This window comes from Polaromonas sp. P1_A2, assembly GCF_056406895.1.
The window spans coordinates 1,349,727-1,369,152 of sequence record NZ_JBFTZI010000001.1 but is presented as its reverse complement, the minus strand read 5'-3'; the positions used below and the strand labels follow the sequence as shown (position 1 = coordinate 1,369,152).

Genomic DNA, 19,426 nt, shown 5'->3' with positions numbered 1-19,426 from the left:
AGCTCCGTCCCGCATCTTTTCGTACCTCTTCGCACCTTTATCCACCATGCCCAAAATCATCACCGGCCCCGCCTTCCCGCGCTATGCCACCACGGCCGACAAAGCCGGCTGGTGGCTGGTGCGCGCGGCTTGCGTGGCCATACTGGCTTTTTTGCTGGCGCCTATCCTGGTCGTGGTGCCGCTGTCGTTTTCCGACAGTTCCTTCCTGGCCTATCCCATCCCGGGCTGGTCCCTGAAGTGGTACCGCAACCTGATGGATTCACCCGAATGGGCCCGCGCCGCGAAAAACAGCTTCATCGTGGCGCCCGCCGCCACGCTGATCGCCACCACGCTCGGCACGATGGCCGCAGTGGGCCTGTCGCGCACGCACTTTCGCTTCAAGAGCCTGCTCATGGGCATCCTCATCGCGCCCATGGTGGTGCCCATTGTGGTGGTGGGGGTGGCAACCTATCTCTACTTCGCGCCGCTCGGCCTGGCCGACAGCTACCTGGGCCTGATCGCCGTGCACGCGGCGCTGGGCACGCCTTTCGTGCTCACCACCGTGCTGGCAACGCTTGCGGGTTTCAACCACAACCTGGTCAGGGCATCACTGAGCCTTGGCGAAACGCCCTTGCGAACCTTCTTCAGGATCACACTGCCGGTCATCGCTCCGGGCGTGATCTCCGGCGCGCTGTTCGCATTTGCCACCTCTTTTGACGAAGTGGTGGTCACGCTGTTCCTGGCCGGCACGGACCAGGCTACCCTGCCCCGCCAGATGTTTAACGGCATCCGGGAAAACATCTCCCCAACGATCGCGGCGGTGGCCACCTTGCTGATCATTTTCACGACCACCCTCCTGTTGCTGCTGGAGTGGCTGCGCGGGCGGCGCCGCTGACCGCACTGCGGCCTCTTCTTCATTAAAGGATAAGCATGCAGCAACACAACACCCGGGCCGAGGTCATCGGCAACCTGCCCGCCGCAGTCGAGCGATATTTCCAACTCATGTACGACTGCGACGTCGCGCAGTTCGACAACGTCTTTCATCCCACGGCGCAACTCCACGGCTTCACGGATGATGCGCTGGTGGTATGGCCCACCTCGGCCTACCGGGAGATTCTGGCGACCCGCATCTCTCCGATGAATTCAGGCGCGCCGCGGGAGCAGGAAATCCTGCTGATCGACGTGGTGTCGAGCCGGCAGGCCATGGTCAAGGTGCGAGTGCGCATCAACCAGAAAGTGTTTGTCGACCACCTGGGCTACCTTCGCACCGATGAGGGCTGGCGCATCACCTCCAAGGCCTTCTACCTGGAGGGCAGCGCACCATGACGCTCCAAGCCACCGCACTCATGCATGTCGACGATGAGCGGGTCGTCGTGACCGAATGGCGCTTTGCGCCGGGCGCCGAGACGGGCCATCACGTCCACACCCGTCCCTACGTGGTGGTACCACTGACGAACGGCACCCTGGGCATAGGCGGGTCAGACGTCACCCTGTGCGCGGGACAAGCGTATGCGCGGCCCGCGGGCGTGGCGCACAACGTCATCAACACAGGCACGAACGAATTCCGGTTTGTGGAAATCGAATTGAAAGGCATGCTCCCATGAAAGCGCATCATCTATCCATGCTTGTTGCAGTCTTCAGCCTGGTGCTGCCGGCACAAGCCCAGACCCCCGCTCAAACGCCGGCGCAAGGACTGACCGTCGCCAACTTCGGCGGGGCCAACGGCAAGGCGCAGGACGCGGCCTTCATCCAGCCTTTCAAGGCGGCCTACAAAACCGAAGCCAGAGGGGTTGAATATCCCGGCGACCTCCCGGCCATTCGCAACATGGTCAAGGAACGCAAGAACGAGTGGGACGTGGCCGAAGTGGAATCCGCCGACCTGAAAGCAGGATGCGATGCCGGCCTGTTCGAACGCATGGACCGCGGCACCATTCCGCACGCCGGCATGCTGCTGCCGGGCACGGTGCAGGAGTGCGGCGTCGGCGCTTTTGTGTGGGCCACCGTCATGGCCTACGAACCGGGCCGCTTCAAGGAAGCGCCACGAAACTGGCAGGACTTCTGGGATGTGAAGCGCTTTCCCGGCAAGCGGGGCCTGCGCAAGGGCGCGCGCTACAACATGGAAATCGCACTGATGGCCGACGGGGTGCATCGCCGCGACGTGTACACCCTGCTGGCCACCGAAGCGGGCGCCAGGCGCGCCCTGGCCAAGCTCGAGCAGCTCAAGCCCCATATCATCTGGTGGGAGTCGGGCTCCCAGCCGCCCCAGCGCCTGGCCTCCGGCGAGACCACAATGTCCACCGCCTTCAACGGCCGAATCGCCGCGGCCAACCGCGAACGCCTCAGCCCGCTGGCCATCTCATGGGCCGACGCCGTGTACGAGCTGGATTACTGGGTCATCATCAAGGGCACGCCCAGGCTGGATCTGGCACGCGCCTTCATCAGCTTCGCCACCTCGGAAGAAGCGCAACTGGCCTTTTCGCGCGAGATTCCCTACGGCCCCACACACTTCAACGCCATCCTGCGTTATGACACCGGCCGCAGCCGCCCGGCTGCCAGCGCACCGGTCACGGACCTGTCCATGGCAGGCAGCGACCTGCCCTCGGCGCCCGGCAACATGCGCCGCTCCCTGGCCTTTGACCCCGCCTTCTGGACACGCTCCGGCGGGGCGGCGCTGGAAAAGCAGTTTGCCCAGAACATGAAATAGCGCCGCACGCCAGGAGGCCTTTGACACTTCTGGCGCTCTTCGAGCGCCCTACGCGCTGAAACCCTTTCCCCGGGTCGCATACACGCCTGCCGCCCGCAGCTTCCACTCGAATGCTGTCAAAATCATCCAATAGCTCCCTCTCTTTTCGCTTCGGCTTTCCGCTCTCCTTCTGCATTCCTCCTTCTTTCCTCCCCCGCTTTAAGGATTCCCGCTCATGGACATGAAAACTTCCCCCATTTCCCTGCTCAAAGACCCCAGCCTCCTCAAGACCGATGCGCTGATCAACGGCCAATGGGTTGCGGGCAAGGGCCGGTTCGACGTGAACGACCCGGCCACCGGGCTGAAGCTGGCCGACGTGGCCAACCTGGGCTCGCAGGACGCGGAAGCCGCCATCGCCGCCGCCAACGCCGCCTGGCCCGCCTGGCGCAGCAAGACCGGCAAGGAGCGCCACGCCATCCTGCTCAAGTGGTTCCAGCTGCTGATGGCCAACCAGGAAGACCTGGGCCGCATCATGACCGCCGAGCAGGGCAAGCCCTTTGCCGAGGCCAAGGGCGAAATCGCCTACGGCGCGAGTTTTGTCGAGTGGTTTGCCGAGGAAGCCAAACGCGTCAACGGCGAAACCCTGCCGCAGTTCGACAACAACCGCCGCCTGATGGTCATCAAGCAGCCTATCGGCGTGTGCGCCGCCATCACGCCCTGGAACTTCCCGCTGGCCATGATCACCCGCAAGGTGGCCCCGGCCCTGGCCGCCGGCTGCCCGGTGGTCATCAAGCCGGCCGAGCTCACGCCGCTGACCGCCCTGGCCGCCGCCGAGCTGGCCGTGCGCGCCGGCATCCCGGCCGGTGTGCTCAATGTGCTCACGGCCGACAGCGCCAACAGCATCGCCGTGGGCAAGGTGTTCTGCGCCAGTGACGTGGTGCGCCACATCAGCTTCACCGGCTCCACCGAAGTCGGCCGCATCCTGATGGCGCAAAGCGCGCCCAGCGTCAAGAAGCTCGCGCTGGAACTGGGCGGCAACGCGCCCTTCATCGTGTTCGACGACGCCGATGTGGACTCCGCCGTCGAAGGCGCCATGGCCAGCAAATACCGCAACGCCGGCCAGACCTGCGTCTGCGCCAACCGCATCTATGTGCAGGACGGCGTGTACGACCAGTTCGTCGAGAAATTCGCTGCCAAGGTCAAGGGCCTCAAGGTCGGCAACGGCTTTGAGGACGGCGTGGTGCAAGGCCCGCTGATCGAGGACGCCGCCGTCGAGAAGGTGCAGCGCCATGTGGACGACGCCCTCGCCAAGGGCGGCAAGCTGCTGGCCGGCGGCCACAAGATCAAGGGCCAGTTCTTCGAGCCGACCGTTATCTCCGAAGCCACCGCCGACATGCTCTGCGCCAGGGAAGAAACTTTCGGCCCCTTCGCGCCGGTGTTCCGCTTCAAGAACGACCAGGAGGCGATTGACGCGGCCAACAACACCGAGTTCGGCCTGGCCAGCTATTTCTACAGCCGCGACATAGGCCGCATCTACCGCGTCGCCGAGGCGCTGGAATACGGCATGGTGGGCATCAACGCGGGTGTGATCGCGACCGAGCACGTACCTTTCGGCGGCGTCAAGCAGTCGGGCCTGGGCCGCGAGGGCTCACGCCACGGCATGGACGAGTACCTCGAGATGAAGTACCTGTGCCTGGGCGACATCCAGCGCTAAACTGGTTCCCCCTACACTCGCCCGCCCACCACGCCCCTATGCGATTGCTGCTTGTTGAAGACGAAGCCGAAATGGCGGCGTGGCTGTTGCGCGCCTTCAAGCAAAGCGGCTATGTGTCCGACCACGCGCCCGACGCCGCCACCGCCGAGTCGCTGCTGGCCGGCAACGACTATGACGCCGTGGTGCTTGACCTGCGCCTGCCCGACAAACACGGGCTGGCACTGCTGGCCGAGCTGCGCAAGGACGGCAACCGCACACCCGTGCTGGTGCTGACCGCCCAAGGCTCGCTGCAGGACAGGGTCAAGGGCCTGAACGTCGGGGCCGACGACTTCCTGAGCAAGCCTTTTGCCATCGAGGAACTCGAGGCCCGCCTCGCCGCGCTGGTGCGGCGCAGCCGCGGCCGTTCCCACGCGCCGCTGCAGTGCGGGTCCCTCTCGTGCCCGCATGACAGCCGCGCCTTCACGCTGGGCGGCACACTGCTGCAGCTCACGCCGCGCGAAAGCGCGGCCCTGGCCGTGCTGCTGGCGCGCAGCGGCACGCCGGTGGAAAAATCGCAGCTCTCGGGCAAGGTCTTCCCGGCCGACAGCAACGCCGGCCCCGATGCCATCGAGCTGGTGCTGCACCGGCTGCGCCGCAAGCTTGAAGGCGGCGACGTGCGCATCGTCACCGTGCGCGGCCTGGGCTACATGCTGGAGGCCATCGCGCCGGAGAGCGCCGCGCATGAAGATACTGCGCACTGACCCCGACCGCTTCGGCATACGCGCGCGCCTGCTCACGCTGCTGCTGCCGGCCATCCTGGGCCTGCTGGCCCTGGACAGCTGGAACGACTACAGCGCCCTCAGAAACCAGGTGCAGGAGGCCTACGACCAGAGCATGCTGGAGGCCGCGCACGCGCTGCAAAGCAGCGTGACACCGGCGCGGGACGGCTCGCTGCGGCTGAACACGCCGGCCGGGGTGCAAGCCATATTCGGCGCGGACTATCCCCTGCAAAAATACCTGCAGGTGAGCCTGGTGCCCCTGCCCCAGGCGCCGGCACAGGCCGGCAACACCAACCCACCTGGACTCACCCTGCTGGGCGGAACAGAGCTGCCGGCGCCGCCGCCCGAACTGTCAACACCCGGGGCCGACGCCCCCGCCGCGGGCTCGCCCGTCTGGTACGACAGCTTCCACGCGGGCCATGCGGTGCGTATGGTGGCGCTGCGCAGCCAGGTGCGGGATGGGCAGGGCCGGCCCTTCAGCCTGCTGGTCCAGGTTGCCGAAAGCACGGTCCCGCGCGACCGCGCGCAGGACGCCACCTTGCGGCAGGAGCTGATACGCGACGCGCGCATGGTGCTGGTGATGGTGCTGCTGGTCTGGCTGGGCGTGACCTGGTCGCTGCAGCCGCTGGAGCGCCTGCGCAAGTCGGTGCTGCAGGGCAAGGGAGACGAGCTCAAGCCGCTGGACACCAGCGGCGTGCCGCATGAGGTGGCGCCGCTGGTCGAGGCCCTGAACCAGCACCTGGCCAGCTACCGCGAGTTGCTCGAGCAGCAGTCGCAGTTCCTGGCCGATGCCTCGCACCAGCTGCGCACACCGCTGGCCATCATGCTGACCCAGGCCGGCGTGGCGCTGCGCGAGAAGGATACCGAGCAGATTCACACCACCTTGCGCGCAATGGTCGCCCAGATCGCGCGCAGCCGGCGCCTGTGCGAGCAGCTGCTCTCGCTGGCCCACGCGAGCGAGAGTGCCCCGCCCGCCGGCACGCCCACCCTGGTCGACCTCAACGCCGTCGCCCGCGAGGTGGTGCTGCAGCACCTGGCGCTGGCCCATGAAAAAAACCTGGACCTGGGCTGGGTGGACGCCCGCGGGGATTCAGCGGACACGGCGGCGGCGGACGATGCGCCGGCGGCCGCGGTCCCGGTGCTGGCGCGGGAGCCCGAGCTGCACGAGGCGCTTTCCAATCTGGTGCACAACGCCATCGCCTACACGCCGCCCGGCGGCCAGATCACCGTGATGGCGGGCAGCCGGGACGGCATGGCGCTGGCCGAGGTTCGCGACAACGGCCCCGGCATTGCCCAGGCGCGCCGCCACCAGGTGTTTGAGCGCTTTCATTCGGCCGGTCCGGGCGCCGGCAAAGGCTCGCGCGGCGCCGGACTGGGCCTGTCCATCGCGCGCGCCTACGCCAGGCGCAACGGCGGCGACATCGAGCTGGCCGACCCGGCCTCCGGTACCGGGCTGCGCGCCGTCCTGCGCCTGCCGCTGGCGCCCTCGCCGCAGCGCTGACAGCCCGCGCCGGGGGCCGCACCAGCGGGTTCCTACCCGTTAGTGATAACACGTATTTTGGCCCCGGCCGCGCAAAACGAAAGCCGATTGGAAGCCTCGCTTCCTAACATCCCCTCCAGCCCGAACGCCCCCAGGCCGCATTTCCCGAGCGGCCCGGGGCCGGGACATCACCCCAAGGAGACACGGATGACACACCCCCCGTTTGCGACAAGGCCCTTCGCGGCCCAGCCATGGAGCGCCCCACGATGAACTTCAACAACCGCAATTTCGTACGGGGCCTGTGCCTCATGGCCATCGCCCTGGTCTTTGGCGGGGTGTCCTTCAACTACACGCTGGGCGAGCTGAGCCGCTCCGGGCCCGGCCTGTTTCCGCTGCTGGTGAGCTCCTTCCTGTTCGTCATCGGCGTGCTCACCGTGGTGCGCTCGCACTTTGTCGACCCCGTGCCGCTGGACTACAGCGTCAAGAACATCGCCATCATCCTGGTGAGCCTGGTCGGCTTCTCGGTGATCTCCCAGTTCGTCAACATGATCCTGGGCATCGTCTTCCTGGTGTTCTGCTCCACGCTGGCCGGCACCTCGTATTCGCTGGTGCGCAACGTCAAGATCTCCATCGGCCTGGTCGCCGTGGCCTTTGCCTTCAAACAATTTCTCGGCCTGAGCCTGCCGCTGTACTGATATGGAAGTCCTTCACAACCTCTCGTTCGGTTTCGAACACGCGCTGACGCTGCAAAACCTGCTGTATTGCGCCCTGGGCTGCACGGTGGGCACGCTGATCGGGCTGCTGCCCGGCCTGGGCCCCCTGTCCACCATCAGCCTGCTGCTGCCGCTGACCTACTCCATCCCCACCGGCGGCGCCCTCATCATGCTGGCCGGCATTTACTACGGCGCGCAATACGGCGACAGCGTGAGCGCCATCACCATGAAGATCCCGCATGCCAGCAGCATCGTGGCCTGCATAGACGGCTACCAGATGACGCTTAAAGGCAAGACCGGCCTGGCGCTGTTCACCGCCGGCGTCTCCAGCTTCATTGGCGGCACGGTCGCCATCGTGGTGCTGTCGACCATGGCGCCCGCGCTGGGCGAGGTCGGTTTCCTGTTCGGGCCGGCCGACTACTGCGCGCTGATGCTGCTGGGTTTCTTCTGCGTGAGTTTTGTCAGCAGCGGCAGCCTGCTCAACGGCCTGGCCATGGCCATGGTCGGCGTGCTGCTGGGCATGGTCGGCACCGACGTCAACAGCGGCGTGGCGCGCTACACCATGAACCTGCCCTTCCTGATGGACGGCATAGGCCTGATCAGCATCGCGCTGGGCTGCTTCGGCATTGCCGAGGTCGTGAAAAACCTCGACAACAAAAACGTGCTCACGCCCTTTAACGGCAAGATCAAGCTCATGCCCACCTGGCCCGAGTTCAAGCGCATCATCCCCAGCGCGCTGCGCGGCAGCGTGATCGGCTCCATCCTGGGCATACTGCCCGGCGGCGGCCCCACCATCGCCCAGTTCGCCGCCTATGCCGCCGACAAGAAGCTCAGCAAGTACAAGCACGAAATCGGCACCGGCTGCATCGAAGGCGTGGCCGGCCAGGCCGCCGCCGACGAGGCCGCCGCGCGCACCAGCTTCATCCCGCTGATGGCCATCGGCATTCCCGAAAACGCCGTCATGGCGCTGATGATGGCGGCCTTTGTGGTCAAGGGCATACAGCCCGGCCCCAACATGATCGCCACCCACCCCGACCTGTTCTGGGGCCTGGTGGCCAGCATGTGGATAGGCAACTGCTTCCTGCTGGTCCTCAACGTGCCCCTGGTGCGCTACTGGCTGTCGGTCTTCAAGATCCCCTACACCGTGCTGTTCCCGGCCATCCTGTTCTTCTGCTGCATAGGCACTTACAGCATCAACAACAGCCTGGACGACATCTACACCACCGCCGTGTTCGGCTTCATCGGCTACCTCTTCCTGCGCCTGGACATGGAGGCCGCGCCGCTGCTGCTGGGCTTTATCCTGGGCCCCATGCTGGAGGAGAACTTCCGCCGCGCCATGCTGCTGAGCCGCGGCAGCTTCAACGTCTTCGTGAACCGCCCCATCAGCGGCACCCTGCTGAGCGTCATCGGCATCCTGGTCGTGTGGCAGACGGTGGTGTTTATCCGCAAGCTGATCAAGTCGCCCGACCACCACATCCACTCGGAAAAGCAGGGCGAACAGGCCCCCACGCCTGTCGCGGCGGCTGCCACCTCCGGGTCGCTGGCTTCCGGCGAATAAGGCCCACCCCAACAACAAGCCCCCGAAACTGCCCTTGCGGCGGTTCCGGGGGCTTGTTTCATGCGGCCGTTGTGTTGAAATAAGCCTCTCTTTGAGGAGACCTTAGAACATGAACCGCAGACTCTTCGTCCAGGCCGGCGCCACGGCGGCCCTCGCCCTCTTCCTGCCGCTCGCCCTCGCCCAGTCCGCAGGCGCCAAACGCCAGGGCATCGTGATCCAGGTCAGCGACAACGACCCGGCCAAATGGAACCTGGCGCTCAACAACGCCAAAAACCTGCAGGACGACGTGGGCGCGGCCAATGTCGAGATCGAGATCGTCGCCTACGGCCCCGGCATAGGCATGCTCAAGCTCGAGTCGCCCACCGGCTCGCGCATCGCCGATGCCGCCAAGGCCGGCGTCAAGATCAGCGCCTGCGAGAACACCATGCGCACCCAGAAGCTCGGCAAGGACGACATGCTGGCCGGCATCAGCTACGTGCCCGCCGGTGTCACGGAGATCATGAAGAAGCAGCACGAAGGCTGGGCTTACCTGCGGCCTTAAGGCCTACGGCCCGCACACAAGCCTCAGGGCTGCTCAGCCCCTTCCAGCCGCGCCGCCTGGACGGGCCGGTGAAAGCGCTGGTTGAGCTTGCCGCGCCAGTGGTTGATCAGGTGGTAGATCAGCTGAAAGCACACGGTGAAGATGACAATGACCAGGGCGATCAGCAGCAGCCTGTCGCCGGCCTTGGGCAGGGTTTCGATGGCGCGCAGCGTGACGGTGGTGGCCTCGACCACACCCACCGCGGCACCGAAGCCCGAGGACAGCACCATGACAAAAAAGGCGCGCACCAGGCCCATCACAAACAGCATGGCCGCGACCGGCGAGCCGCTGCGCAGCTGGCGCATGGCCTCGACCGCGTGGTCGGACACATAGGCCGCCGCATACAGCGTCAGTGAAAGCACCACCGCCAGCCAGGGCGTCATGGCGAGCTGCCGCTGGCCGATGTGAAAGTCCGGCACCACATTGACCAGGAAGAACATCACCACAAAAGTGGGCACGGTCCTCAGCAGCGCGACCAGCCAGGCGGCCGGCGTGGCGGCCAGGCCGTTGTGAAAACGCGCGGCCGCCAGCGGCGCGCCCAGCAGCATGCCGCCCAGCAAGGCGCAGATCGCGATCTGGAAGTTCACCAGCAGGCCGCGCAGGAACTCCGGCAAGAAGTGCGGGAGCAGCTCAAGCATAGGCGCCCCCGCTCAGGGCCAGGCGCGACTGCCAGATGTCGGCCAGGCGGTGCACCACGGCGACCAGCAGCATGTAGAAGACCAGCAAAAAGGTGTAGGTGGTGATGCGCTCGCTCGAGAACGAGGCGACGTCGGTCAGCGCGGCCAGCAGCTCGGGCACACCCATCACCGACGCGGCCGGGCTGCCCCGGGTGGCGTTCACGACAAAGGCCACCATCTGCGCCCTGGCCCGGTAGACCGCGGCGCTCAGCGCGGGCTGGGCCGGCGCGCGCTCCTCGCGCAAGGTGAGCATGGCCTCGGCGACGGCCTGCCCGGCATTGCTGCCGTTGAACAGGCCCAGCACCAGCACGGCCGCGGCCAGCGCCACCAGCGGCGAGGTCGCGCCCATGGCGCCGACCACCGCACCGGCCAGGATCATGAGCAGGATCAGCGGCGTGGATTGCATGGGCCACAGCACGCAGCGCATGGACCAGCGTAGCCAGGGCGTGTGCGAAGTCAGGCCCGCGCCGAAGGCCAGCGCGAAAGCCCAGGTCGCGAAGACGGAGCCCACCACCAGCAGCAGGGAAAACCACACACCTTCCAGCAGGAGGTCCAGCGCCACCCAGGTCTTGAACATGGCCAGGGTGACCCGCGTGCCGGTGGCCTGGTAGATAAAGTGCTCGAGCTGGTCGACCCTGCTTGCGAAGGAGGTGGGCGGCAGCTGGTTATCCAGCGGCGCTTTCACGCAGGCCGGGTCGTTCAGGGCGCTGATCTGCGCGCAGGTGCTGCTGGACCAGAGCTTGCGCTGCTGCGCCAGGAAGGCCGAGTCCACACCGTGTTTCTGGGCCAGGGCCTGCAAGGCGCCCGAGATGTGCAGCTGCTGCATCGACAGCGCCAGCACGTCGGCCAGGCGTTCGCCGCCGTCACGCGCCACGGCCACGCCCCAGGGCAGCGGCGCGAAACCGAACTTGCTGTCATAGGCCGCGGCAAATGCGGGCTGCTGCAGGTAGGACGCAAAAAAACTGTCGTCCTGCGCGACCAGCGAGCAGCCGCCCAGGCGCAGCTCGTCAACCAGGCTGGAGGCTTTGTCAAACAGCTTGAGGCGCGCGCCGTTGACCGACAACTCGGCATTGGTGCTGTTGCCCACCGTCACGCAGACGGTGTTGCCGCGCAGCTTGACCAGGCCGCCGATTTGCAGCTCCTTGCGGCCCAGCACAATGGTTTGCGACTGGTAATAGTGCGGCCGCACAAACAGCGCTTCGCGGTCCCGCTGCAAGGTGTGGCCCATGGTGGCGATGACCAGGTCAACCCGGCCCTCACCGAGCAAGGCCAGGCGATTCGCCGGCGTGACCACCACCAGCACGGGCTCCACACCGAGCGAGCCCGCCAGCTGGTGCGCCAGGTCGATTTCAAACCCCTGCAGCGCGCCGGTCGCATCCTCAAACGCGAACGGCGGGTAGCCGGTGCGCACACCCACCCTCAGGGTTTTGCTGCACAGCACGCGCGCGAGCACGTCCACCGCGTCGTCGCATTTTTTGGCTTTTGATGCGGCGGCCTGTGCCGGCGGTGATTGCGGCGGCCGGCTGTCCTGGCCGGCGGCGCCAAAACTCAGCAGCAGCGCCAGGGCCAGGACCATCGAGCGGCGCAGCAGCACCCCGGCTTGCAGGGCGGGGCTGCCTTGATCCACGCTGCAGATCGCCATCAAGCTTCCTTATGCCTCATCATGCTTCCAGCTTAGTTCAACCAGGTCGAAGTCGACAAACCAGTAGTCGCCGACCCTGTGAATGCCCCGCCCTTCAAAACGCGCCCGCACCTGAGGGCTCAGGCAGGCGAGCTTGTGCGCGGGCAAAGGCGCCGAAGCGCAATAGGCAATACGGGCCCGCAAGCCCAGCGCATCGGCCATGGCCTCGGTCTTGCTGAAATCGAGAAACACGTTGTGCGTCATCACGGCCAGGCCGCCGGGCGCCAGGTGGCGGCCCAGGCCCTGCAAAAACGGGTCCACACTGCGGCGGCCGTCTATGCCGCCCGCGCTCCAGCTCGGCAGGCGGCCGTCGCCTTCGATGTGCTCGGCCGCGAACTGCGGCAGGTTGGTGACCACCAGGTCATAACAGTCGTCCCCGCAGGCCGACCACATATCGCCCTGGACCAGGCTGGCCCTGGCCCGCAGGCCTTCCTGGTCCAGCAGCCCCTGCGCCGCCCGCACAGCAAGGGCTTCGAGTTCAATGCCGACCGCGCTTTGCGCCCCCAGCGCCAGCAGCGTCGCCATCACCACGCCGCTGCCCGGCCCCATCTCCAGCGCCCGGGACGACAGCACGCGCGCCGGGTTCTTGCGCAGGTAAAGCAGCAAGGCGGCGGTGTACTCGCTAGGACTGAATAAGTTATGGTCGTTCAAATGAGCCTTCTTGAATCCCAAAACCGCGGGCATCGCAAGTGATGCGGCCGGCTGGAGGCACGGCTCGAGCGATAGTAACCTATGGATACACCTTTGTGACTACATCCGGGCCGGCCGCCGCCTCGCCAGGCAGGCAGGCGCGCAGTACCATGGTTTGCCGCGCCGCGAGGCATCACCGCACAAACCAAGCACCATGGAAATCGAACTCAAGCTCAGGCTGCCCCCTGAGGCGCTGGCCGCGCTGCGCGCCGACCCGCTGTGGGCAGGCACCCACGCCACGCACAAGCAGCTGGACAATATCTACTTTGACACGCCGCAGCGCGCGCTGGCCAGCGCCGGCATAGGCCTGCGCCTGCGCAGCGACGGCAGGCACTGGTTGCAGACCGCCAAGGGCGGCGGCAGCAGCCGCGCCGGCCTGCACCAGCGCGAGGAAATCGAGTTCGCGGTCGCCGGCCCGGCGCTCGAATGGGGGCCGCTGGCGGGCACGGCTTTTGCGCCCGTGCTGGAGCCCCTCAAGGACCGGTTGCAGCCGCAGTTCCAGACCCGCTTCAAGCGCGAGATTCGCCGAGTCACCGGCCCCGCTGGCGGCGTGATTGAAGTCGCCATCGACCAGGGCGAGATCCTGGCCCGGGAACGCCGCGAGCCGCTGTGCGAGCTGGAGCTGGAACTGCTGGACGGGCCGGTGGACGAACTCTTCGCGCTGGCCCTGCTGCTGGTGGAACGCCACCCGCTGGTGCTGGACAGCCGCAGCAAGGCCGAGCGCGGCGACCGCCTGGCCCAGGGCCGGCCGCCGGCGCCGCCCGCCAAGGCGGCCGCAATGGCTGAGCCGCCGGGCAGGGACGCACGCGCCGCCGCGCGCGCGGCGCTGGAAGCCGCCCTGGCCCACTGGCAGGCCAATGAAGCCGGCTTTATCGCCCAGCCCCAAGGCGGGCACTACGACAGCGAATACTTGCACCAGCTGCGCGTCGCGGTGCGGCGGCTGCGGGTGGCCTGCGGCCCGCTGGCCGATGCAGCCCAATGGCGGCAGGAAACCCTGGCGCCCCTGCAAGACAGCCTGCGCGCCCTGGGCCAGCGCCTGGGCGCGGCGCGCGACTGGGATGTCTTTATGGAAGAAACCTGGCCAGCGCTGGCGGACAGCCTGCACGATGCCGCCCTGCGCCAGAAGCTGCAGGAGGCCGCCGCCCTGCAGCAGGCCACGGCGCACCTGCAGGCCCAGGCCGCCCTGGAAGAACGCGAGACCCAGCGCCTGTTGCTGCAGCTGGGCCGCTGCCTCGCGCAGCCGGACGGCGACGGCGAGCCCGTGCCCTTTGACGCGCTCACGGCACGGCTGGCAAAACTCGCCCACAGGCTGCGGCAGGCCCTGCCCAGGCTGGAACAGCTAAGCCCCACGCGCCTGCACCGCCTGCGCATCACCGCCAAAAAGCTGCGCTACCTCACCGAGTTCATCGCCGCCCGCTACGAACCGCAAGCCACCGAAGCCTGGCTGGACTGGCTCAAGAAAGCGCAAACTGTTTTTGGCCTGCACAACGACCGCGTGACGGCGCGGGCGCATATCGAAACCCTGTGCGCCGGCATGGAGCAGCCCGGCAAGCTGCAGCACAGCCTGCAGGGGGCGCTGCGGGAGCGGGAGCAGCCTGAGCTTGAGTTGCCGGGGTTGCCTGAGCCGTACTGGCGCGCTTGAATGAACGCCAAAACCGGGGTGTAAAATCGCCGCGAGCCCGCCCACGGCGCGGCTCCAGCGCTTAAGTGGTTCGTCAGCAGCCACCCAAACGCGGGTGTAGTTCAATGGTAGAACTCGCCACCCCTCGACAGTGCAGACGTCTGCACGAAAACCTACGCCAAAACCTACGCCGCAAAATACTGTATGCTTTTCCAGTGTTTTGCACCGTTTATCGCATGCGCCGCAAGGGCGAAAAAATGAGCGCGGAGGCCATCAAGGCGACCGCTGCCATTTACCGCGTCACCTACACACGGCATCCGCTGGGCCAGCCCACCCACTGGGCCAAGCTGTACGACGTGGTGACGGGCGAAGAGAAGAACCACCTAGAGGGCGCAAACATCAAGCTGGTCGACATGGGCATCAAGATTGCCGGCTGGGAAGGCTTTGATCCCAAGGTGCAAATCTGGTGGTGCGTGCCGCTGACGCCCGAACAAAACGCCGAGCTGCAGAGCGCCCTGGCCAGGATACGCCCGCATATGCCTGTCAGCAGTTAAGTCAACTAGCCAGCGGAGGCCGCCAATGTCACAATCCAGCACATGAAACCAAGCCACACATCCAAATGGTTAATGCGCGCCAGCGGCGCCATCATGATCATCTGCGCAGGGATCGGTCTTCTCTATATCGCAACCTCACGGGGCGAATGCACCGACCAGGCGGTCAACGGTAAAACCGAACGCGTCTGCGTTCGCAACGCGCAGTTTCGCTAAACAAAAAAAAAGCCCGCCGACCGTGAGGTCGACGGGCTAAGGTGCACACCACGCTGCACCGGAGACAACTGCGGTTGATCTACTCAGGCGGCGGCCGTGCAGGCGTTTGCACAGTCGACGTCGCCGGCGGGTGCCGGCTGTCTTCAATATCCAAGATCTTGTTTACCTGGTCGCTCACGGCGCCGTACTGGGCCCTGCAGGCTGCAATGAAGCGGGCGACGTCTTTGTCGGTCGCGTACCGCTCATCTCCAGCGCCGGCAGTGGCTCCGGCCGCACCCGAAGGTTTGCCGGCAGCGGCTCCGTCGCCGTCGATACGGTTGAGCACGCCGACAGTATCAGCAGCAAGGCACTCACGGCCAGATAAAGAAGCGATTTGTTCACGGGCATCCCCTAATTGGTTTGAAAGTTTGACCAGCTTGCCGGCGTGCTGGCCAGCAGCCTGGTCGCCGAATTTGCGCTGCTGGATGCGGTCACTTTCCTGCAGCGCCTTGGCGGCCAGCTCGCGCTGCGCGTCGACGCCGGCGTGATACTTCACGCCACCGCCGAAGCCCAATACCACCAGCACCAGGCCGATGACCAACTGGGCAGCGAAGCTCATGGGTAAAACACCCGATTGCCAGAGCCTGGCGCCCGTGTGGTCCAGTGCGACCAGTGCACCGTCGCGCTCGGGTGCTCGATGTAGAGACCATGGAAAACCAGTCGGTCCTGATTGGCCATAAGCCAGGCATCAATCTCGCCCTTGGGGTCGTAGCGGTCGACAGCCTGGCCCTCCTTGTGGCTGCTGTTGGGCGCGCCCTGGGTGCAGCTCTGCGGCCGAAAGCCGCCCATCGTCTGGCCACTGACACCGCTACCGGTTGCAGGGTTGTCCGGGAACTCGACGCCGGCGTCGACCATCTCGACTTCGAGGGCAGCACATGCCGCCAGCAGCTTGGTGGCGTTCTGTTCGCGCGCAGGCGTCCAGTCGGCAGAGGCCCGGTGCGGACCGACGTATTGATTCAGGGTGATCATGGTGTTTCCTTCACGCGTGAGCGAATGATGAGAATTGCGAAACCCAGCAGGACACAAACGTCCTGCAGGGACGGCCGCTCAAGGTGCAGCAGCGGCGTCACCAGGGCGCCGGCGGCGCCCATAGCCAGGAACATCCAGGCGATGACCTTGAGCCAGGTGGCCGTGCGCAGGCGCCAGCCGAGGCCACGCACAAATGCGGCGGTGCGCTCCAGCTTGTTAAGCGCCTCTGCAAGCACCAGCAGGCCGCAAACCCAGTGCAGCGCACCTAGCAGCCAGGAGGGAATGAGCCCGAAGACTTCGGCGTATATCATTTTTTAGCCTCCCCGCGGTTAAGCCATTTGTCTATGGCGGCGTTGAGGAACTTTTGCGCGCCGGCGCCGACGACAAAGGAGCAAGCCAGCAAACTACCCAAGCTGATTTCCACCGGCATGAACGCCGGCGAAAGATAGCCCGCCACGGCTGCACTGCCCAGGGCAACACCGACGCGACGGAACGTCGTGCGCAGCAGTTCACGCCAGGTGTCGCCGGTCGACGGCACGGTGTTCAGCAGCGCGATGGCCGCCAGTGAACCGACGAAGCCGGCCAGCAGTATGTCGACGCGCAGGCCGGTCGACACGCCGTAAATTGTGAGCACGGGCACGGCGGCCCCGGCCGCGATCAGCGTGGCCGCGCCGGATGAGAGTGGGTCAGGCATCCAGCCCTCCTAGAATTTGAAAGTAAAGAAGCATGCCGCTGGGTAGAGGCATAAAAAAAGCCCGCATAAAGCGGGCTGTGTGTGAGAGAAGCGGCGTCGAACTACTTGCAGGCCATCCAGGCAATGGCGCTCGGCTTGCCGCTCCATATGCACCCGGGCTCAGGGTCGCCTGACAGCAGCACGAATGTGGCTATGGCAACGATAAACAGGCCAAACGGGGCAATGAGAATCTTCATGCCCCGAGTGTACTTGCAGCCCTTAGAAATTGCCAGACTGGAGCAAACCGGCCGCATTCGAGCCGGCCACAGCGAACTGCGCATAGGTCTTGTTGTTGACCACGCGGTTTGTGCCGGAGTCGTTTTCTATCCTTGCATCAACCACGCCGCCGTGAATCAGAATATCTGTCGTGCCGTTCTGCAGCTTGATCAAGCCCTGAGTAGGGCTGTCGCCGTAGATGTGGCAGCCGGTGAAGGTATAGCCGTAGCCCACGTCATCCGCAAAGATGTTGTAACGCCCGTTGTGGTTGATGTTCGTGCCAGTAAACATGCCGTGGCCATTGTTCCCGCCACCCAACAGCACCACACCGTCGCGGTTCTGGACAATGTTGCCACCGGTAAAGACATTGTTGCCGGCGCCGATCTGGGTGCCCGTGATGTTGCCAACAGCATTGAAGCCCATGATGCCGTTATATTCAGCGCCTGACCCGTTGTCGATCTGCAGGCCACTCTGGCATTCAAAAGCGCCGCAATCCGTGATGCGATTTTGATCAGCCTTGAAGCCCGCAAAGGTGCCGGGAATGATGTGAAAGCCCTGCCCCATGAACAGGCGGGTATCGAGCGCATGGGCGCGGTAGCCGTTGCAGCCATTCAGAACGACGCCCTTTTCACCATTCCACGGGCCCGCGCTGGTGGTGAGCGTGCCCTTGAGAGTGCCGGGACCTATCAACCCGCCAGTGCTCAAGCCAGTGGCCGTGAACATCGGCTTGGTGTCATCGGTGTGGTAGATCACAGCGCCGTTCAAGTTCCAGACCTGGCCCTCTTTCAAGGTAATCGCCGCATTCATCAGGTACGACTTCTGAGAGCAGACCACGTTTTGATATGCCGATGCATAGATGAAAGCCGCGGTGTAGTCTCCGCCTGGCGCGGCAAACCAATCAACGGAAACAGCGCTATTAGTCCGCATTCGCAGCCAGCGCCCGGTGCCGCTGCTCGGAGCGATGACCATTCCAGTGTCATCTGCCGCCGAGCTTGCGGCATCAAAATAGAACTGACCACCGCCACCATCCCCAGGCGCGTAATAGCCAAGGACGTCGACGTGACCGGCGCCGATCAGCGCCTTTAGCGCTGCGATTGTTGGGACATGCATAGCGTTACCTTCCTTGTTTGAACAACTTGCGAGAAAGAGGGAGCCAAGGCCCCACAGAAGAGCGGCGCGCCGCCCCTTCGCTTGCTGGTAACTCGTATGCATTCCGCATGTTACCTAAACCACCAGCAGAGGGAAAGAGAGGCGCAGGGGACGATTACCAGCTGGTGCCGGCGACCACACGCGCCTGGGTCGCAGCAGGCCCAGAGATACCGTCGGCGCTTGGGGCCGACTCGAGGGTGGATACGCCAGGCTGGGTTCGTATACCAATGATCAAAGAATTGATCAGGTTGATAACGACGCCGTTATAAGCAGCGGTGAATACCAGGCCGTATGACGGCTGCTCTTCCCTGGCTGGCGCCTTGATGAAGAGCTGCACCTGGTCCGGCTGCACGCCAAGATCATGAGCGGGCGAATACGCCTGCGAAACTGCGATTGCAAACAATCCCGAGTTGAATCGCCGCAATTTTCGATAGTTGACAACAGACGTCACCACGCCGGCAGCCGTCACGGCATGGCCCATGGCAGTGCGACCAGTAGCAACCGCCGCTGCTCCATTGCCGACATACATTTGCCCCGTGTCGGTGAAATATGTGTGTTGCCCATTGACGATGGAGGCCGCTACGCTCGATTCCTGCGCGATGTAAGGCAGCGTTGAAACAACGCCCGTGAAGTTCGGCGTCGTAGGCGTCGCCTGGTCGCCAAAGAAATAGTTAACTGCGTTATTTGTCAAGGCGGCAAAAAAGCCAGCAGTGTCCGCGCTCACGGTAGCGACGGTATCAACGGCACCATTGGGACCATAGCCGCGCGCGATGGCCAGGCGGCACGGCGTCGCTGTGGCAACAAGGTTGCATGTCAATCCCGCGCCGGCGACGATGGGAGCGGCCACGCCCGAAAGAATCGTCTGCCGCTTGGTAACGCTCACAGGCGCAGCAATGCCGTTCGCAGGATTCAGCAGCACCCACTTGTTAAGCGTCGAATCGTACGTCAGGCAAAGCCAATGCCCTGCCCCTGCAATATCGCCAGCCACGAGCGAAGAATTGCTACCCTTCACGATTGGCAGCGCGGCGATCGCGTCGACAGCGAGCGTCGGGGTGGCGGTGGCGTTTGCCGCTGCGGCACGCAACCATACTTGCATGCCATTGGTCAGAGCCAAAATGTCCGGGTTGTAGTCGGCCGTAATGGCATCTGCCGTGCCGGCAGCAACTGCGATGCGGAATGTTCGGCGCTGCAGCGCCTTCAACAATTGCGACCGGTCGGCACCGTCAAGCGCGATGCCAGCCGCCTCGATAAACGTCGCCAGCTCTTCCTGGACGCCATCAAACCAATCATCCTCAAGGTCTGTTGCCGGCACCCCTCCAATGACCGAGCCATTTGTGAAACCGTCTTTGCCGGCTCCGAATTTATCTATCACCCGCGTGGCTGTACTGATACGTTTCATCTAACTTTCTCCTAGTAAAT

The 19,426-nt window shown here is 65.0% G+C and carries 22 protein-coding genes; 13 read left to right on the top strand and 9 right to left on the bottom strand.

Annotated elements, in window-relative coordinates; genetic code table 11:
• Nucleotides 1–46 precede the first annotated feature (46 nt).
• From AC1D09_RS06655 to AC1D09_RS06610, 10 genes are all read left to right on the top strand, one after another.
• The gene (locus AC1D09_RS06655) at nt 47–874 is read left to right on the top strand and encodes an ABC transporter permease (protein ID WP_477664715.1); all 828 of its coding nucleotides are present in this window, start codon (nt 47–49) and stop codon (nt 872–874) included.
• A gap of 35 nt (nt 875–909) precedes the next feature.
• Nucleotides 910–1,305, top strand: a complete 396-nt coding sequence (locus AC1D09_RS06650) for a nuclear transport factor 2 family protein (protein ID WP_477664716.1) — start codon at nt 910–912, stop codon at nt 1,303–1,305.
• Nucleotides 1,302–1,583, top strand: coding sequence for a cupin domain-containing protein (locus AC1D09_RS06645; protein WP_477664717.1), 282 nt, complete (start codon nt 1,302–1,304; stop codon nt 1,581–1,583). The genes AC1D09_RS06650 and AC1D09_RS06645 overlap by 4 nt, the downstream gene beginning before the upstream one ends.
• A gap of 17 nt (nt 1,584–1,600) precedes the next feature.
• Nucleotides 1,601–2,683, top strand: a complete 1,083-nt coding sequence (locus AC1D09_RS06640; protein ID WP_477700981.1) for an ABC transporter substrate-binding protein — start codon at nt 1,601–1,603, stop codon at nt 2,681–2,683.
• A gap of 214 nt (nt 2,684–2,897) precedes the next feature.
• A complete protein-coding gene (locus tag AC1D09_RS06635; RefSeq protein WP_477700980.1) occupies nt 2,898–4,376 on the top strand; it encodes an NAD-dependent succinate-semialdehyde dehydrogenase in 1,479 nt (492 codons plus the stop codon).
• A 38-nt stretch (nt 4,377–4,414) separates the two neighbouring features.
• Nucleotides 4,415–5,116, top strand: a complete 702-nt coding sequence (locus AC1D09_RS06630) for a response regulator (RefSeq protein ID WP_477663419.1) — start codon at nt 4,415–4,417, stop codon at nt 5,114–5,116.
• On the top strand, nt 5,097–6,635 hold the full coding sequence (locus tag AC1D09_RS06625; protein WP_477663418.1) for a sensor histidine kinase: 1,539 nt from the start codon (nt 5,097–5,099) through the stop codon (nt 6,633–6,635). Before AC1D09_RS06630 ends, AC1D09_RS06625 begins: the two co-directional genes overlap by 20 nt.
• A 245-nt stretch (nt 6,636–6,880) precedes the next feature.
• The gene (locus tag AC1D09_RS06620) at nt 6,881–7,309 is read left to right on the top strand and encodes a tripartite tricarboxylate transporter TctB family protein (RefSeq protein WP_477663417.1); all 429 of its coding nucleotides are present in this window, start codon (nt 6,881–6,883) and stop codon (nt 7,307–7,309) included.
• Nucleotide 7,310: 1 nt separating this feature from the next.
• A complete protein-coding gene (locus tag AC1D09_RS06615; RefSeq protein ID WP_477663416.1) occupies nt 7,311–8,885 on the top strand; it encodes a tripartite tricarboxylate transporter permease in 1,575 nt (524 codons plus the stop codon).
• 109 nt (nt 8,886–8,994) lie between these two features.
• The gene (locus AC1D09_RS06610) at nt 8,995–9,426 is read left to right on the top strand and encodes a DsrE family protein (RefSeq protein WP_477663415.1); all 432 of its coding nucleotides are present in this window, start codon (nt 8,995–8,997) and stop codon (nt 9,424–9,426) included.
• 23 nt (nt 9,427–9,449) lie between these two features.
• Here the strand turns inward: AC1D09_RS06610 and AC1D09_RS06605 are convergent, their stop codons facing one another.
• The 3 genes from AC1D09_RS06605 to AC1D09_RS06595 are packed head-to-tail and all read right to left on the bottom strand — an operon-like array spanning nt 9,450 to nt 12,474.
• On the bottom strand, nt 9,450–10,103 hold the full coding sequence (locus AC1D09_RS06605; RefSeq protein WP_477663414.1) for an ABC transporter permease subunit: 654 nt from the start codon (nt 10,101–10,103) through the stop codon (nt 9,450–9,452).
• On the bottom strand, nt 10,096–11,784 hold the full coding sequence (locus tag AC1D09_RS06600) for a transporter substrate-binding domain-containing protein (protein WP_477663413.1): 1,689 nt from the start codon (nt 11,782–11,784) through the stop codon (nt 10,096–10,098). Before AC1D09_RS06600 ends, AC1D09_RS06605 begins: the two co-directional genes overlap by 8 nt.
• Before the next feature lie 9 nt (nt 11,785–11,793).
• Entirely contained in the window at nt 11,794–12,474 is a 681-nt protein-coding gene (locus tag AC1D09_RS06595; protein ID WP_477663412.1) for a methyltransferase, read from the bottom strand.
• Nucleotides 12,475–12,667: 193 nt separating this feature from the next.
• On the opposite strand from AC1D09_RS06595, the gene AC1D09_RS06590 reads away from it, so the two are divergent.
• The 3 genes from AC1D09_RS06590 (at nt 12,668) to AC1D09_RS06580 (ending at nt 14,901) form a co-directional block, all read left to right on the top strand.
• Entirely contained in the window at nt 12,668–14,155 is a 1,488-nt protein-coding gene (locus AC1D09_RS06590) for a CYTH and CHAD domain-containing protein (protein WP_477663411.1), read from the top strand.
• Nucleotides 14,156–14,391: 236 nt separating this feature from the next.
• A complete protein-coding gene (locus AC1D09_RS06585; RefSeq protein WP_477663410.1) occupies nt 14,392–14,688 on the top strand; it encodes a hypothetical protein in 297 nt (98 codons plus the stop codon).
• Between the two features lie 42 nt (nt 14,689–14,730).
• Nucleotides 14,731–14,901: a hypothetical protein gene (locus AC1D09_RS06580; RefSeq protein WP_477663409.1), complete on the top strand. Its 171-nt coding sequence runs from the start codon at nt 14,731–14,733 to the stop codon at nt 14,899–14,901.
• A gap of 79 nt (nt 14,902–14,980) precedes the next feature.
• Here the strand turns inward: AC1D09_RS06580 and AC1D09_RS06575 are convergent, their stop codons facing one another.
• The 6 genes from AC1D09_RS06575 to AC1D09_RS06550 form a co-directional block, all read right to left on the bottom strand.
• Nucleotides 14,981–15,499 (bottom strand): hypothetical protein, encoded by a 519-nt coding sequence (locus AC1D09_RS06575; RefSeq protein ID WP_477663408.1) that lies wholly within the window; start codon nt 15,497–15,499, stop codon nt 14,981–14,983.
• Nucleotides 15,496–15,909 carry a hypothetical protein gene (locus tag AC1D09_RS06570; protein ID WP_477663407.1) on the bottom strand — a complete coding sequence of 138 codons (414 nt, stop codon included), beginning with the start codon at nt 15,907–15,909 and terminating at the stop codon, nt 15,496–15,498. The genes AC1D09_RS06575 and AC1D09_RS06570 overlap by 4 nt, the downstream gene beginning before the upstream one ends.
• The gene (locus AC1D09_RS06565) at nt 15,906–16,220 is read right to left on the bottom strand and encodes a hypothetical protein (RefSeq protein ID WP_477663406.1); all 315 of its coding nucleotides are present in this window, start codon (nt 16,218–16,220) and stop codon (nt 15,906–15,908) included. Before AC1D09_RS06565 ends, AC1D09_RS06570 begins: the two co-directional genes overlap by 4 nt.
• Entirely contained in the window at nt 16,217–16,603 is a 387-nt protein-coding gene (locus AC1D09_RS06560; protein ID WP_477663405.1) for a hypothetical protein, read from the bottom strand. The genes AC1D09_RS06565 and AC1D09_RS06560 overlap by 4 nt, the downstream gene beginning before the upstream one ends.
• Nucleotides 16,604–16,861: 258 nt before the next feature.
• Nucleotides 16,862–17,968 carry a hypothetical protein gene (locus AC1D09_RS06555; protein WP_477663404.1) on the bottom strand — a complete coding sequence of 369 codons (1,107 nt, stop codon included), beginning with the start codon at nt 17,966–17,968 and terminating at the stop codon, nt 16,862–16,864.
• Nucleotides 17,969–18,122: 154 nt separating this feature from the next.
• Nucleotides 18,123–19,406 carry a hypothetical protein gene (locus tag AC1D09_RS06550; RefSeq protein ID WP_477663403.1) on the bottom strand — a complete coding sequence of 428 codons (1,284 nt, stop codon included), beginning with the start codon at nt 19,404–19,406 and terminating at the stop codon, nt 18,123–18,125.
• Nucleotides 19,407–19,426: the final 20 nt, after the last annotated feature.